Annotated in this window: 18 protein-coding genes; 7 read left to right on the top strand and 11 right to left on the bottom strand. The window is 70.7% G+C overall.

Features of this window, described 5'->3' with window-relative positions; translation table 11 throughout:
• Positions 1-623 (bottom strand): bacillithiol biosynthesis protein BshC (gene bshC / locus QOL99_RS08495; RefSeq protein WP_285522992.1); only part of this gene is annotated, 623 nt, incomplete at its 3' end.
• A gap of 75 nt (positions 624-698) precedes the next feature.
• Positions 699-1,385 carry a Crp/Fnr family transcriptional regulator gene (locus QOL99_RS08500; RefSeq protein WP_285522994.1) on the bottom strand — a complete coding sequence of 229 codons (687 nt, stop codon included), beginning with the start codon at positions 1,383-1,385 and terminating at the stop codon, positions 699-701.
• Positions 1,386-1,470: 85 nt separating this feature from the next.
• On the opposite strand from QOL99_RS08500, the gene QOL99_RS08505 reads away from it, so the two are divergent.
• Positions 1,471-2,235 carry a WecB/TagA/CpsF family glycosyltransferase gene (locus QOL99_RS08505; protein WP_285522995.1) on the top strand — a complete coding sequence of 255 codons (765 nt, stop codon included), beginning with the start codon at positions 1,471-1,473 and terminating at the stop codon, positions 2,233-2,235.
• A 9-nt stretch (positions 2,236-2,244) separates the two neighbouring features.
• Here the strand turns inward: QOL99_RS08505 and QOL99_RS08510 are convergent, their stop codons facing one another.
• The 7 genes from QOL99_RS08510 to QOL99_RS08540 form a co-directional block, all read right to left on the bottom strand.
• The gene (locus QOL99_RS08510; protein WP_285522996.1) at positions 2,245-2,643 is read right to left on the bottom strand and encodes a penicillin-binding protein; all 399 of its coding nucleotides are present in this window, start codon (positions 2,641-2,643) and stop codon (positions 2,245-2,247) included.
• A gap of 86 nt (positions 2,644-2,729) precedes the next feature.
• A complete protein-coding gene (locus QOL99_RS08515; protein ID WP_285522997.1) occupies positions 2,730-2,903 on the bottom strand; it encodes a hypothetical protein in 174 nt (57 codons plus the stop codon).
• A 14-nt stretch (positions 2,904-2,917) separates the two neighbouring features.
• A complete protein-coding gene (locus QOL99_RS08520; protein ID WP_407650157.1) occupies positions 2,918-5,287 on the bottom strand; it encodes a transglycosylase domain-containing protein in 2,370 nt (789 codons plus the stop codon).
• Between the two features lie 34 nt (positions 5,288-5,321).
• Positions 5,322-5,708, bottom strand: coding sequence for a response regulator (locus tag QOL99_RS08525; RefSeq protein ID WP_285522998.1), 387 nt, complete (start codon positions 5,706-5,708; stop codon positions 5,322-5,324).
• A 53-nt stretch (positions 5,709-5,761) separates the two neighbouring features.
• Entirely contained in the window at positions 5,762-6,280 is a 519-nt protein-coding gene (locus QOL99_RS08530) for a histidine phosphatase family protein (RefSeq protein ID WP_285522999.1), read from the bottom strand.
• A complete protein-coding gene (locus tag QOL99_RS08535; RefSeq protein ID WP_285523001.1) occupies positions 6,277-6,804 on the bottom strand; it encodes an NUDIX domain-containing protein in 528 nt (175 codons plus the stop codon). The genes QOL99_RS08530 and QOL99_RS08535 overlap by 4 nt, the downstream gene beginning before the upstream one ends.
• A gap of 71 nt (positions 6,805-6,875) precedes the next feature.
• Positions 6,876-7,112: a hypothetical protein gene (locus QOL99_RS08540; protein ID WP_285523002.1), complete on the bottom strand. Its 237-nt coding sequence runs from the start codon at positions 7,110-7,112 to the stop codon at positions 6,876-6,878.
• Positions 7,113-7,419: 307 nt separating this feature from the next.
• Here QOL99_RS08540 and icd point away from each other — a divergent pair, with 307 nt between their 5' ends.
• The 3 genes from icd (at position 7,420) to QOL99_RS08555 (ending at position 10,940) form a co-directional block, all read left to right on the top strand.
• Positions 7,420-8,676 carry an NADP-dependent isocitrate dehydrogenase gene (gene icd, locus QOL99_RS08545; protein WP_285523005.1) on the top strand — a complete coding sequence of 419 codons (1,257 nt, stop codon included), beginning with the start codon at positions 7,420-7,422 and terminating at the stop codon, positions 8,674-8,676.
• 74 nt (positions 8,677-8,750) lie between these two features.
• Complete coding sequence (locus QOL99_RS08550; protein WP_285523007.1) at positions 8,751-8,966, top strand: hypothetical protein; 216 nt, start codon at positions 8,751-8,753, stop codon at positions 8,964-8,966.
• A gap of 396 nt (positions 8,967-9,362) precedes the next feature.
• Entirely contained in the window at positions 9,363-10,940 is a 1,578-nt protein-coding gene (locus tag QOL99_RS08555) for an L-glutamate gamma-semialdehyde dehydrogenase (protein WP_285523008.1), read from the top strand.
• Between the two features lie 2 nt (positions 10,941-10,942).
• Here QOL99_RS08555 and QOL99_RS08560 read toward each other — a convergent pair whose 3' ends face one another.
• Positions 10,943-11,290: a DUF4180 domain-containing protein gene (locus tag QOL99_RS08560; RefSeq protein WP_285523009.1), complete on the bottom strand. Its 348-nt coding sequence runs from the start codon at positions 11,288-11,290 to the stop codon at positions 10,943-10,945.
• A gap of 43 nt (positions 11,291-11,333) precedes the next feature.
• Between QOL99_RS08560 and QOL99_RS08565 the strand changes: the two genes are divergently transcribed.
• Positions 11,334-11,840 (top strand): DinB family protein, encoded by a 507-nt coding sequence (locus QOL99_RS08565; RefSeq protein ID WP_285523010.1) that lies wholly within the window; start codon positions 11,334-11,336, stop codon positions 11,838-11,840.
• An 82-nt stretch (positions 11,841-11,922) separates the two neighbouring features.
• Positions 11,923-13,230 (top strand): aminotransferase family protein, encoded by a 1,308-nt coding sequence (locus QOL99_RS08570; RefSeq protein ID WP_285523011.1) that lies wholly within the window; start codon positions 11,923-11,925, stop codon positions 13,228-13,230.
• Between the two features lie 73 nt (positions 13,231-13,303).
• Here QOL99_RS08570 and map read toward each other — a convergent pair whose 3' ends face one another.
• Positions 13,304-14,065, bottom strand: coding sequence for a type I methionyl aminopeptidase (gene map, locus QOL99_RS08575; RefSeq protein ID WP_285523013.1), 762 nt, complete (start codon positions 14,063-14,065; stop codon positions 13,304-13,306).
• Between the two features lie 65 nt (positions 14,066-14,130).
• On the opposite strand from map, the gene QOL99_RS08580 reads away from it, so the two are divergent.
• The coding region (locus tag QOL99_RS08580) for a M55 family metallopeptidase (protein WP_285523014.1) at positions 14,131-14,805 on the top strand (675 nt) is incomplete at its 3' end.

Raw genomic sequence — 14,805 nt, forward strand, 5'->3', positions numbered from 1 at the left:
GCCAGCAGGCCGTGGATCAGGCGGGCGAACACGTCGGCCCAGGTGCCGCCGCCCGCCACCGCCCGCGCCACCCGCGCCCGGACCGCCTCGCGGTACTCGGGGACGGTGTCGAAGCGGCCCAGCAGCTCCTCCACCTCGCGGGTCCACTCCCGGCGCCACGGCACCCGGCCCACCGGCACGCCCCCCGGCAGGTCGAGGACGAGGCGATGCAGCGTCTCCGCGTGGTCGAGCAGGGTCGTGGAGGCGACCTCCGCCGCGTCGTGGTCCTGACTGGCGACCCAGTACACGGCGAGCACCGGGGCGTCCTCGCGGTGCAGGCGGCGGGCCAGCAGCGCGGCGTCGGCCCCCTTGTGCACGCTGTAGGCCGGACCCGTCAGCAGCCCCGCCTGCTGCCCGGTCACCACCACGCGCGAGGCCGGGTGCGCCAGCCGCTCCAGCAGCGGTTCGGTGTGGGCATCCAGCGTGCCCAGGTCGCGGTGGTACTCGCGCAGCGCCGCGGCCAGCCCGGCCCGGTCCACCTCTGGCCGGAGTGCCGAGGCCGCCCGGTCCAGGTCGCCTGGCCCCAGCCGGAAGAAAGCGGGCAATTCGCCCGCCCGGTACGCCGCTGCGATGGTCTTGGTCACGTTCACTGCCCCGGATTCTACGCTTTGAAATCCAAATACGCTTTGAAATCTACAGTAGGTCGCGTCCGTCCGCGCTCACGGCAGGCGCTCACGCAGCGGTTCGCGGGCCGCCGCCTGCAAGCCCGCGCGGTCGGTCAGGATGATGCGGCGATAGCCCAGGTCCAGCAGGCCCCGCGCCCGGAAGTCGCCCAGCAGCTTGGTGATCGTCTCGCGGGTGCTGCCCACCACATGGGCGAGGTCCTGGTGTGACACGCGCTCGCGCAGGGCCAGCGGACCGCCCTCCGGCCAGGGGCCCTCGCGCTCGGCAAAGCTGAGCAGGGCCTGCGCCAGCCGCTGCGAGACCTCCATGAACACCAGCCCGGCCAGCCGCTCCTGCACTCCCCGCGTCTGCCGCGTCACCTGCTCGGTCAGGGCCACCCCCACCGCCGGGTGCGCGGCCGTGAGGCGAGACAGGGTCTCGTGGCCCAGCAGCAGCGCCTCCACGTCGTCCATCGCCTCGGCGTACATGCCGTAGGTGGCGCCCTCCAGCAGCGCCCCGGTGCCCAGCAGGTCGCCCGGCCCGTGCACGTCCAGCGTGACCTCCCGCGCTCCGGTCCCCAGGCGGTAGAGCCGCACGCTGCCCCGCGTGAGCACGAACAGCGTCTCGGCCGCGTCCTCGGGATGAAAGAGGAGGCCCCCGCGTGCCCAGCGGCCGGGTCTGGCCGCCGCCACCACCTGTGCTTGCGTCTCCTGCGGCAGCGCTCCGAACGGCCCGGACATCATGCCCGACAGTGTGCCACATCCTCCCCCGGACGCGGCCCCCACCTTCCGGCCCGCTTTGACCCCCGTGTTACACTCCCTGCCACGCATGACCGCTTCCCTGCCCCCCTCGCCCCTGCCCGGCGGGACCCGCCTCACCCTGTTTGACCTGCCGCTCGACGTGGTGACGTTGCCGCAGGCCCTCGACCTGCTAGGCGAGTGGATGTTCCGCGCCCCCCGCGCTCCCCACACGGTGGTCACCCTGAATCCCGAGTTCATCGTGCAGTCGCGCACCCAGCCCGAGTTCGTGGCGGCGATGCAATCGGCCGACCTCGTGACCGCCGACGGCGTGGGGACCGTGTGGGCCGCCCGGCAACTGTGCGGGCAGGAGGTGCCCCGCGCTCCCGGCTACGACCTTGTGCGCGGGCTGATGGAGCGGCACGGCCCCGAGCTGCGCGTCTTTTTTCTGGGGGCCAAACCCGGCGTCGCGGAGAGAGCCGCCCAGAACGCGGCCCGCGACTTCGGCGTGCAGGTCGCCGGGGTCCACCACGGCTACTTCGACCCCTCCGAGGACGGGCGGGTGGCCGATCTGGTGGGGGCGTCGGGAGCGCACCTTGTCCTCACGGCGATGGGCGCGGGGCGGCAGGAGACCTTCAACCAGTACTGGCGGCAGGTGCTGGGTGCCCCGGTACTGATCGGCTGCGGCGGCGTCATCGACGTGCTGGCCGGAACCGCCGACCTCGCTCCCGCCTGGACGCGCAGGCTGGGGGTCGAGTTCCTCTGGCGGGTGGGCCTGGACCGCAAGCGCTGGAACCGGGTGCCCCGGCTGGCGGGGTTCGTGCGGCTGGTGCAGGCGGAGAAGCGGCGGCGCTGACCCTTCCCCTCAGCCCGGTCCCTTGATCCCCAGATTCCCTGTAAAGGTCCCCTCCCAGGCATTCAGCACCCGGCCCCCGCGCACCAGCAGCACGGTGGGGTAGGCGCTCACCCTCAGCCGCCGCGCGAAGGTCGTGGCCTCGGCGCCGCGCCACACGTTGACTCCGGCCGGGGCAGGAGCGGGCACGTCCTCGGCGTTGACCGCCCGCACCGGCAGCCCGGCGGCCAGCACCGCCCCCCACAGCCCCCCGAGGTCGCCGCAGTCGTGCGAGTAGATCACCACGATCTCGCGCTCGGCGGCCGTCCAGGGATGGGCCGGAAGCGGTTCGCCCAGCCGCACCCGCGCGTCGGCGGGGGTGCCCAGGGCCAGCAGCAGGGTCAGCAGGGGCGCTCGCTTCATCCCCGGCATGATGCCCCCCGCCGCCCCCCCGCGCATGACAGGCGCGTGAGGCCCCCGGTCCACAGGAGGAACCGGGGGCCTCACGCGCAGCAGGGTCAGTTCGTCTTGGGCGCGGGCTGACCCGCGCCGGACCCCGGCACCACCGGCGCCGTGTCGGGCGTGCGGATCGCCTTGATGGCCTGCGGGTCGGCCTTCTCGTCGCGCAGCGGCGCGGGCGAGGGGTCCGGCGCGTAGCCGGGCAGGTCAGTGATGGAGACCCGGCGCGGCACCACNCGCAGCAGGGTCAGTTCGTCTTGGGCGCGGGCTGACCCGCGCCGGACCCCGGCACCACCGGCGCCGTGTCGGGCGTGCGGATCGCCTTGATGGCCTGCGGGTCGGCCTTCTCGTCGCGCAGCGGCGCGGGCGAGGGGTCCGGCGCGTAGCCGGGCAGGTCAGTGATGGAGACCCGGCGCGGCACCACCCGCTCGGGCGGGGTGAACTCGGTCGCCATGCGGCCGGTCGTGCGGTCCACGTTGATGACGGTGGTGCGCGGATCGGGCGTGCCCGGCGTCCAGCCAATCTCGCGGTAGACGACCGGAGGCGGCGCGTCTTCCTCGATGGCCGTGGTGGCCGCGTTCTTGAAGTTCGGGTCGAGGACAGCCAGTTTCACGCCCGGCAGGTACCCGGGGTCGGGCGCGTCCACGTACTGAATGCCGGGAGGCTGCACGAAGGCCGTGGGCGTGCGGCCCGCGTGCGAGATCTCCATCATCCGTTTCCAGATTGGAATGCCCACCACCCCCGAGAAGTAGTAGTCGGGGTTGGCCCCGCCCTCCTGCTTGCCGACCCACACGGCACCCGTGAACAGCGGCGTGGTCCCCACGAACCACAGGTCCTTGACGAAGTTACTCGTGCCCGTCTTGCCCGCGACCGGCCACTCCCCGAACTTCGCGGCCCCGGCCAGCCCGCCCTGCGCGGGGTTCAGGTCCTCGACCACGCCCCGGATCATGTCCAGCCCCAGAAAGGCGACCTGCGGGGTCCAGACCCGCTTGGGTTTGGTGACCTCGTTCGCCACGTCGTACAGCACCTCGCCCCGCGCGGTCGTCACCCGCGTGACGTAACGGGGCGGGCGGTACAGGCCGCCGTTGACAAAGGGCGCATACGCCGCCGCCATCTTGACCGGCGTGGTCTCGATGGCCCCCAGCGCCGCCGCCAGCCCGGTGCCGTCGTTGGTTTGCAGCCCCAGTTCGTTGAGCTTGCCGAAGAAGGTCTGGAGGCCGATGCGGTCAGCCAGCCGCACGGTCACGAGGTTCAGCGAGCGGTCGAGCGCTTCCCGGATCGTCATATTGCGGTAGCTCACCGCCCCGGCGAAGTTCTGCGGCTCGTACACGCCGCCCTTGCAGGTGTCGCAGGGGAAGGAGACGGGCTTGTCCTCCTCGCGGTGGTCCTGGCGCAGCCCGGTCGAGAGAGCGGTCGTGTACAGCAGCGGCTTGATGGTCGAGCCGATCTGCCGCTGCCCCTGCGCGGCGTTGTTCCAGTCGTCCGGCGGGGCACTGCCGCGCAGCTTCTGGCCCACCATGCCCAGCACCTCGCCGCTGTAGGGCTCGACGACCACCGCGCCCAGGGTGGCCCCCGGCGGCAGCCCGGTCGCCTCGCGGCTGGCCGTCTCCACGGCGGTCTGCACCTTGGGGTCGAGGGTGGTGTAGACCCGCAGCCCGCCCGAGCCGTACACCTTCTCGCGCCCGAAGCGGGCCAGCAGGTCCTGCTCGACCTGCTGCACGAAATGCGGCGCCCGCGTGCTCGTCACCGCCTTGAGTTCCTTGGCGGTGCGGTCGACCAGCCTCGCCGTCTGCACGTTGCCGTCGGCGGCGTAGCGGATCTGCCACCCGCGCGGCTGCAGGTCTTCTTTCCAGGCCGCGTCCGCCTGCGCCTGGGTGACCCAGCCGTCTTCCACCATGCGGTCGAGCAGCACCCGCATCAGCGGACGCACGGTGTCGTAGTTGAAATAGCGGTTGGGGGTAGGCACCAGGATGGTGAGGTACGCGCTCTCGGCGAGGCTGAGCTGCTTGGGCGTCTTGCCGAAGTACGCCTGCGCCGCCGAGTAGATGCCGTACAGCTCCACCGGACCGCCGTCGCCCCAGTAGATCGCGTTGAGGTAGTTGCGCAGAATCTCTTCTTTGGTAAAGGCCCGCTCGACCTGCACGCTCAGCAGCCATTCCTTGATCTTGCGGTCGGGGGTGCGGGCCTGCTGGTACTCGTCGAGCAGCAGCGTGTTCTTGATCAGCTGGTTGGTCAGGGTCGAGCCGCCCTGCACGTCCTCGCCCTGCGCGATGCGCTGGAACTGCCGCGCGATGCCGTAGGGGTCCAGGCCGTAGTGCTCGAAAAAGCGCCGGTCCTCGTTGGCGATCAGGGCGGCCGTCATGAAGGGGCTGACCTCGTCGAGCCGGACCAGCGTGCGGCTGATGGCCTGCTCGCCCACCTTGGGAATCAGGGTGCCCAGCGCGGCGCCGTCGCGGGCATAGACGCGCGTCTCGGCGCCCAGGCTGAGGTTGTCGAGTTCGCGGTAGTCGGGCAGCTCGGTCGTCCACTTGGTGACGTAGGTGGCGGCCACTCCGGCAGCGGCCACCCCGCCCGCCAGCAGCAGCGACGAGGTGAGTTTCAGAAACCTCAGGAACAAGGGCAGTCCTCCTTGGATGGGGGGCAGGAGCCGGTCATGCTCGCCGCGCCTCGATCAGTTGCTTCACGCGGCCGCGCAGATTCTTGCCGCTCAGGGGCTTGTACACCAGATCGTCGGCACCGACCAGCCGCGCCTGATCGCGGGTCCGGTCGTCGTCCAGTGCCGTGAGCAGCAGCACGGGAGTCCCGCTGAGCCGCCGCACCTGCTTGACCCGCGAGCAGACCTCGAAGCCGTCCATCTGGGGCATGGTCACGTCCAGAAGGAGCGCGTCAGGCGTGTGGTCGCGCAGGTAATCCAGCGCCGCCTTGCCGTCCGGCACCGTCACGATCTCGTGCCCGTCCGCCGACAGGATGACTTCCAGCATGGTCCGAATCGCCGGTTCGTCGTCCGCGACGAGGATGGTGTACGCCATGCCCGCCATAATAGAGGCTGGCCCCACCCTCCGCGCAGGCCGGGCGCCACACTTGCGGGGCGCTAGGTTCCCTCTGGCCGGACCGCCCACCCCTCCCTGCTCAGCCGCCACACGTCCGGGGTTCGCAGCCCGACCCACCCCGCGTAGTCCAGCCCCAGCGCCAGCGCGAGCAAGTTGCCGTGGGTAAAGACGGCGGTGACTCCGCCGGGATCCCGGGCGTCGGCCAGCGCCGCGAGGATGCGGGCGCGGGCCTGGCTTCCCGACTCGCCTCCCGGCAGCGCGAGGTCCGGGTCCGCGAAACTCGCCTCCAGGTGGGTCATCCAGTCGGGCAGGTCCGCGCCGCTCAGCACCCGCTCGGTGAGGCGTCCGTCCGTCTCTACCCTCAGCCCCAGCCGCGCCGCCAGGGGCCGCGCCGTGTCTGCCGCCCGCCGCCACGGACTGCTCACGATCCGGGTGATTCCGGCATCCGCGAGGGTGTCTGCGAGCTGCCGCGCCGCCGCCTCCCCGTCCGGGGTGAGGGGCGCGTCCGGGGCCTGCCCGGTGGCCCTCGCGTGGCGGATCAGCAGCAGATCGCCCGTCACGCCCATGCCCGTCCCAGGTAAAAGCCCAGCGCCCCCTGCGTGAGCCAGTCGAAGGCTTCTGGCTCGGCCTCCAGGCGGTGGCGCAGCTCGGCCACCGGCACCCACAGGTGTCCGGCCGCATGGTCCCCGGCCCGAGTCAGCTTCCCCTCGGCCCGCACCCGGAAGAAAAAGCCCACGCTGTCCACCGGCCCGCGCCGCGTCTGGTACACGAACGATGGCGTCAGACATTCAACTTCACCACCTGACGAGTTGTTGACCCGTTCATTCGGGGGGTCCAGCAACGCCGTGACGGTCAGCCCCGTCTCCTCGCGGACCTCGCGGCGCAGGGCGTCCAGAATGCCCTCGAAGGGTTCGAGCTGTCCGCCGGGAAACTCCAGGCGACGCGGCTCGCCCGGTTTCTCGCGCCGTTGCAGCAGGACCTCGGTCCCTTGCCCGGTTGCCCGTTCGATGATGGCGCGGGCATTGACATAAAACCGGGAGGTCTGGACTTTCCGTGGAGCGCTGGGAAGCAGAGGGTCAGGCATATGCGGGCAGTCGAGCCACACGGAAAAACCGGCCCCCACAAGGGAAGCCGGTCAGCTCACGAAGCTGGGGTTCAGCGGCCGTCGCCGTCGCGGGCTTCCTGCTTGCCCTCATGGAACTCGGCGTTGGCCTCGCGGTTGTTCAGCTCGGCCTTGGCGCGGTCTTCCAGGGCCTCGGCCTTGTGGTGGGCGTCGCCCGTCACGGCGTGGGCCACGTTGTGCCCGGCCTCGCGTGCGCGGTCGGCCCCCTCGTTGATCTTGGCCTTGGCGGCGTCCGCCATGTTCCCCAGCGTGCTCTTGTCATCACTCATGCGTGAATACCTCCTGTGGGTGGATTCCCGGTTGGGTAGCGCCAGCATCCTGCCCCTGGTCCGGCACCGGGTGAAGGCCGGGTTTGCCACTTGCTCATGGTGTGGTGGGGAAGGAGGCGGGGCCTGCGCCCCATAGGTGGAGGCTGTCTCCTTATGGGGCACTCCCACGGCCCCGTGCGGCAGGCGAAATCAGGGGCCGAAGTCTTCCAGCACGGGGCAATTCCGCACGTCGCAGGGTGGGCGGTGCTTCCTGCCCCTGCGCCGCCGCCTGTTCCCCGGGGCGGGGGAGCGCTACAGTTGGGCCGTCATGACGATCCAAGACCCCCATATCAAAGTGCCCACCCAGGGCGAGAAGATTCGCATGGAGGGCGGCAAGCTCGTGGTGCCCGACCGGCCCATCATCCCCTTCGTGGAGGGCGACGGCACCGGCCCCGACATCTGGCGGGCCAGCGTGCGCGTGCTCGACGCGGCCGTGGAGCAGGCCTACGGCGGCCAGAAGAAGATCGAGTGGATGGAAGTCTACGCGGGCGAGAAGAGCACCCAGGTCTACGGCGAGGGCGAGTGGCTTCCGCAATCGACCGTGGACGCCTTCGACGAGTACCTCTTCGGCATCAAGGGACCGCTCACCACGCCCGTCGGCGGCGGCATCCGCTCGATCAACGTGGCGCTGCGCCAGGAACTCGACCTCTACGCCTGCGTGCGCCCGGTCCAGTACTTCGAGGGCGTGCCCAGCCCGGTCAAGCGCCCCGGCGACGTGGACATGGTGATCTTCCGCGAGAACACCGAGGACATCTACGCCGGAATCGAGTACAAGGCCGGGACCCCCGAGGCCGACCGCGTGCGCAACTTCCTGGTGAACGAGATGGGCGTCACCAAGATCCGTTTCCCCGAGAGCAGCTCCTTCGGGGTCAAGCCCGTGTCGAAGGAAGGCACCGAGCGCCTCGTCCGCGCCGCGATCCAGTTCGCCATCGACAACGGCCGCAAGAGTGTCAGCCTCGTCCACAAGGGCAACATCATGAAGTTCACGGAAGGCGGCTTCCGCGACTGGGGCTATGAGCTCGCCAAGCGCGAGTTCGGCGGCGTGGAGCTCGACGGCGGCCCCTGGCTGCAGCTGCCGAACGGCATCGTGATCAAGGACGTGATCGCGGACAACTTCCTGCAACAGATTCTGCTGCGCCCCACCGATTACGACGTGATCGCCACCCTGAACCTCAACGGCGACTACCTCTCCGACGCGCTCGCCGCGCAGGTGGGCGGCATCGGCATCGCGCCCGGGGCCAACATCAACTACGTGACCGGCCACGCGATCTTCGAGGCCACCCACGGCACCGCGCCCAAGTACGCGGGCAAGGACGTCATCAACCCCTCCTCGGTGATCCTCTCCGGCGAGATGATGCTGCGCTACATGGGCTGGACGGAAGCCGCCGACCTGATCCTGAAGGGCCTCGACGCCACCATCCGCCAGAAGACCGTGACCTACGACTTCGCGCGGGGCATGGAGGGCGCGACCGAGGTCAAGACCAGCGAGTTCGCCGACCGCATCATCGAGCACATCCAGAAGTAAGCCCGGAGGCTGGAGGAGCGGGGGGGCACAGCGCCGACGCGCCTGCCCCCCGCTCTCTTTGCTACCCTCGCCCCATGACCCGTTTTCTCCTCGCCGCCGCCGGAGTGCTGCTGCTGGCCCTGCTCGCGCTCGCGCTGGTGTGGCTGGCCGGGCAACTGCTGGTCGGGCTGGGCGCGGCCGTGGTGGGCACCGCGCAGGTGCTGTGGCGGCTGCTGGGCTTCGTGGCGGCGGCGGGCTTCTTCGGCGGACTGGCCTACTTCGTGGCGAGCGCGTGGCGGCCCGTACGTTGATCCGCATGGGGGTGCGGCGCCCCAGTTCCGCCGGTCGGAAGGCCCTGTCGCGCACAGGCCGGACCCTTCCCGGCCTCCGCGCCTGAACACGCCCCAGGGCTGGAGAGACGGGCGGGGGCGGGGGCGTCCCGGCGTGCTTGACACCGCGGCCTTCGGCCGTTGCCCGGAGCGCCGGTGGTGGCCCACGCTCCCGGCACAGTCTCCCGCCCTGGGGTCCCGCCCCTTTTGGTGGGGCTGCCCACCTTTCAGTTGCCAGGCTTCTTCATCCCGGAGTGCCACACCCATGACCGCTCCGGGGGCCTTTTTGACCGACTGACAGCGGATTTGTGCCCACTGGGAGAGCGTGTTAGGCTCGCCTCCATCCGAGCAGGCACAGCATCCCAAGGAGGCAGGACCATGACGAACACGCTGCTGGAGGGCTTCCTCCCCTTTGAACATGAGCCGTATTTCGCTTTCGGACAGCCGGAGGTGGCCGAGCGGCAACGGGTGGCCTACCGCGAGGTACGGGAGAAGTACGTCGGCCAGAGCTTCCCGCTGCACATCGGTGGGCGGGCGGTAGCGGGCGAGGGCACCTTCGAGGTCCGCAACCCGGCCGATACCCGCGAGGTGGTGTGGCGCTTTCCCAGGGCGACCCCCGCCCAGCTGGAGGAGGCGATTCGCTGCGCCGGGGAGGGCTACCAGGAGTGGCGCTTTTCCGACCCACTCCAGCGGGCCACCATCTTCAAGCGGGCGGCGGAGCTGCTGCGGGCGCGGCGAATGGAATTCAACGCGGTGATGGGCCTGGAGAACGGCAAGAACTGGGCCGAGGCCGACGGCGAGGTGGCCGAGTGCGTGGACCACTTCGAGGTCTTCGCCCGCGAGACGTTGAAGTGGGCGCAGGGCAAGGCCGTGTACCCGATGCAAGGCGAACACGTCACGACCATTTACGAGCCGATCGGCGTGGTCGCCGTCATCAGCCCGTGGAACTTCCCGGCGGCGATTCCGCTGGGGATGAGCCTGGGCGCGATCGCGGCGGGCAACACGGTGGTGTGGAAACCCGCGTCGGAAACGCCGCTGTCGAGCCTGCTGCTGGTCGAACTGCTGTTCGAGGCGGGCCTGCCGCGCAACGTCATTCAGTTCCTGACCGGCACGGACGAGGTGCTGGGCGACCCGCTGGTGGACCACAAGGACATTCGCATGATCGCCTTTACCGGCTCCAAGGAGATCGGCTGCCGGATCATGGAGCGGGCGGCGAAGGTGCAGCCCGGCCAACGCTGGCTGAAAAAGGTCATGGCCGAGATGGGCGGCAAGGACCCCACGGTGGTGTGCGCCGACGGCGACGTCGAGGCGGCGGCGGTCGGCATCGTGCAGGCGGCCTTCGGGTACGCGGGGCAGAAGTGCTCGGCCTGCTCGCGCGTGATCGCGGAAGAGAGCGTGTATGACGCGCTGCTGGAGCGCGTGGTGACGCTGGCCCGCGAGCTGAAGGTCGGCTCGCCGGAGGAGAACGCGGCCCTCGGGCCGGTCATCCACGCGGGGAGCGCCGAGCGAATCATGGGATACGTGGAGAACGGCAAGAAGACCGCCCGCCTCGTGCTGGGCGGCGAGCGGGCCGACGCGGGCGAGGCGGAAGGCGGGTATATCGCCCCGACGATCTTCGCGGACGTGGACCCACGTGACCCCCTCTTTCAGGAGGAAATCTTCGGCCCGGTCCTGAGCTTCACGAAGGCCCGCGACTGGCGGCACGCCATCGAGCTGGCGAACGACTCGGAATACGGCCTGACCGCCGCCTTCTACAGCCGCGACCCGGAAAAGATCGCGGCGGCGCGGCGGCTGATGCACGTCGGGAACCTGTACGTGAACCGCAAGTGCACCGGGGCACTGAGCGGCACCCACGCCTTCGGCGGCTACGGCATGAGCGGCACGAACGCGAAGGTGGGCGGGCCGGATTACCTGTTCTGGTTCCTCCAGACGAAGACGGTGGCGCAGAAGTACTGAGCTCAGGGGGCGGCGTGGGCGGTCAGCCAGGCCCAGGCCTCCGCCTCGGTGGATACGAAGCGAATCAGGGGATGGGCGGCGTGCTCGTGGGCGAGTTCGGCGAAGCGTTCCCCGTGGGCCGCGAAATCGGGCAGCACCAGCGCCGTGCGGAGGCGGGAGTTGGTGAGCTTCTGGAACAACTCACCCGCCAAGCCGCCGCGAAGCTCGAAGAACTCCGGGCCGAGGTCCGCCTCGGTCAGGATCAGGCCGTCCAGGCCCCAGGTGGCCCCGATCAGGTGGAAAACATCGGACAGGCTCCGGATGCCCACGCCCAGTTCCCCCGCCGCCTTGATCTGAAGTTCGTCCCTCATCCGGGGCAGGCTACCCCGCGCCCCCTTCTGCGAGACTGACCCCATGACCGACACTCAACCCGACCGCAACGAGCGTGCCCAGCTCGCCTTTGCCCGGCTGCTGCCCAGGCTGTTCCGGGGCGGGCAGGCTTTCGTGGGGGTGGAGGCGGCCCTCAGCGGGCTGGACGCCGACACCGCCGCCCGGCGACCGGACGGGCTGCCGCACTCGGTGGCCGAGCTGGTCGCGCACGTGAACTGGTGGAACCGCTGGATGCTGGACATCATCGAGATGGGGCAGGCCCTCCCCTACCCCGCCCACGCCGCCGACACCTGGCCCGCCGTGACCCCGGACGACTGGCCGCGCGTGAAGGGCGAGTTCTACGAACTGCTCGCGCGGGTGGACACCCATACCGCCCGCCCGGACCTCGCCAGCCCGGTCAACCACGACGAGACCATCGGGGAGCTGCTGGCGGACTTCGCGCTGCACACGGCGCACCATTTCGGGCAGGTGGTCACGGTGCGGCAGGCGCTGGGGGCGTGGCCGCCTCCGGGGGGCGGGGATACGTGGTGAGGGAAGCCTCAGCCCCCCGCGTCCTGCAATCAGCCCGAGGTGTTCCGCCCATCCTCCCGACTCCCCGAAAGGCTCCCCTCCCATGACCGATTCCAGCGTCTTTTACCGTTCGCGCAAGCCCTACCCGACCGCCGTTCGGGGCGAGGGGGTGTACCTCTACGGCGCGGGTGGGCGGCGCTGGCTGGACGGCTCCTCGGGAGCGCTGGTGGCGAACATCGGGCACGGGCGCTCGGCGGTCGCGGAGGCGATGGCGCGGCAGGCCCACGAGTTGCCCTTTGTCCACGGCTCGCAGTTCACGTCGGACGTGCTGGAGGAGTACGCGGCGCGGCTGACCGCCTTTCTGAGGCTGCCGGGCTTCCGCTTCTGGGCCGTCTCAGGCGGCTCGGAGGCCAACGAGAGCGCGATCAAGCTGGCGCGGCAGTTCCACGTCGAGCGCGGCGAGCCGGAGCGGTACAAGGTCATCACGCGGGTGCCCAGTTACCACGGGGCCTCGCTGGGGGCGCTGGCCGCGTCGGGCATGGGGGCGCGGCGGGCGATGTACGCCCCGCTGATGAACGAGGCGGCGTGGCCCAAGATGCCCAAACCCGACCCCCGGCTTTCCGGCGAGGCCGACGCCGAGCGGCTGCGGGCGGTGCTGGAGGAGGCCGGGCCGGAAACGGTCGCCGCCTTCATCTGCGAGCCCGTCGTGGGGGCGTCGGACGCGGCGCTGGCCCCCAATCCGGGGTATCACGCCCGCATCGCCCAGATCTGCCGGGAGTACGGCGTGCTGTTCGTCGCGGACGAGGTCATGAGCGGCATGGGCCGCTGCGGGGCGCCGCTGGCCGTGCGGCTGTACCAGGAGGAAGCGGGGGGCGACCTGAACCCCGACATCGTGGTGCTGGGCAAGGGGCTGGCGGCCGGATATGCGCCGCTGGCGGGTCTGGCCGCCTCGCCGGAGCTGTACGCCACGGTGATGGAGGGCTCGGGGGCGTTTCAGCACGGCTTTACCTACGCGGGGCATCCGGTCAGCGTGGCGGCGGGCCTCGCGGTGCTGGAGATCGTGGAGCGCGAGGGGCTGCCGGGGCGGGCGCGGGCGCAGGGGGGGCGACTGCTGGCGGGGCTGCGCGACCTTCAGGGCCGTCATCACGCCGTGCTGGAGGTCCGGGGGCACGGGCTGCTGCTGGGCGTGGTGTTGGGGGACCCCACGACGGGCGAGGCGTGCGCGGCACCGGGGCTGGCGGGGCGGGTGGCGGCGGCAGCCTGGGAGCGCGGCCTGATCACCTATCCCGGCACGGGAGCGGTGGACGGCGTGCGCGGCGACCACCTGCTGCTGGGGCCGCCGCTGAGCATCACGGACGCGGAGACAGACGAGCTGCTCGCGGCGCTGGACGGAGCACTGGGGGCGGGCTGAGTGCACGACGAAGGAGGAGCCGCCCAGCACTTCGAGCGGCTCCCCTTTTTGGTGCTCCTACCGCTTGATTCCCCTACAGCGTCAGAATCTCGTGCCCCCTGGCCGTCACGACCACCGTGTGCTCGAACTGGGCACTGGGCGACTTGTCGGCGGTGATGACCGTCCAGCCGTCGGGAAGCAGGCGGGTTTCCGGGCGGCCGAGGTTGATCATCGGCTCGACCGTGAAGACCATGCCGGGCTGCAGCTTGAGGCCGGTGTACCGCGCCCCGTGGTGGTAGATGGTGGGTTCCTCGTGCAGGCGCTTGCCGATGCCGTGCCCGGTGTACTCGCGTACCACCCCGAACCCGCGCGACTCGGCGAGGGTCTGGATCGCGTGGCCGATGTCCCCCGTGCGCCCCCCCGGCCGCACCTGCTCCAGCCCGGCGGCGAGGCATTCGCGGGTGGTGTCCACCAGCGCCTGCACCTCGGGCCGCACCGGACCGACCGTGTAGGTGTAGCAGGCGTCGCCGTAGACGCCGTTCATGTGCACGCCGATATCCACCCCGATGATGTCCCCTTCCTGAAGCTCGCGCGGGCCGGGAATGCCGTGGCAGATCACCTCGTTGACCGAGGCGCAGATGGTGGCGGGAAAGGGGTTGGTCTTCGGGCCGTAGCCGAGGTAGGCAGGAGTGGCCCCAGCCCGGCGGATATGTTCCTCCGCGATGCGGTCGAGGTCCGCCAGGGTCGCGCCGGGCTTCACGTGCGGCTCCAGCACCCGGAAGGTTTCCGCGACAAGCGCCCCCGCACGGCGCATGGCTTCGATCTCGCGGGCGGATTTCAGGGCGACTCGGCTCATAACGGAAAAAGCTAGCACACCGCTGCAGCGGGACCGGGAACCCCAGGCACGCTACGCTGCCCGCCATGAACGTCGTGATCAGCGTGGATATGGAGGGCGTGTGCGGGGTGTCGAGCTGGGTGCAGGTCAGCCCGCCCGAGTTCGGGGGCCTGGTGAACGGGACCGAGTACCAGGCCGCCCGCACCCAGATGACGCTGGAAGCGGCGGCGGCCGCCGAGGGGGCGCTCGCCGCAGGCGCGACGGGCGTGCTGGTCAACGACTCGCACGACACGATGCGCAACCTCCTGCCCGAGTTGCTCCCGCGCGGGGTGCGCTTTACCACCGGCAACGACAAGCCGCTGAGCATGGTGCAGGGCGTGCAGGAAGGGGGCGTTGGGGCGCTGCTGTTCGTCGGCTACCACGCGCGGGCAGGGAGCGTGCGCGGGCCACTGGCACACACCTGGAACGGCTTTATCCGGGACGTGCGGGTGAACGGCCGCTCCACGGGGGAATACGGCCTGAATGCCCTCGTCGCCGGGCACTACGGGGTACCTGTCGTCTTTGCCGCCGGGGATGACGTGGCGCTGGCCGAGATCACGGCGGAATTGGGGGAAGGGGTGGTCACCGTGCCCGTCAAGGAGGGGCTGAGCACCTACGCCGCCATTCACCTCCACCCAGGTGAGGCCCGCGAGCGCATCCGCGAAGGGGCCGAGCGAGCCGTGCGGGCGGCGGCGGACGCCGCGCCCTACACGACCCGCTGG

It is taken from the genome of Deinococcus rhizophilus (assembly GCF_030271215.1).
GTDB classification, from domain to species: Bacteria; Deinococcota; Deinococci; order Deinococcales; family Deinococcaceae; genus Deinococcus; species Deinococcus rhizophilus.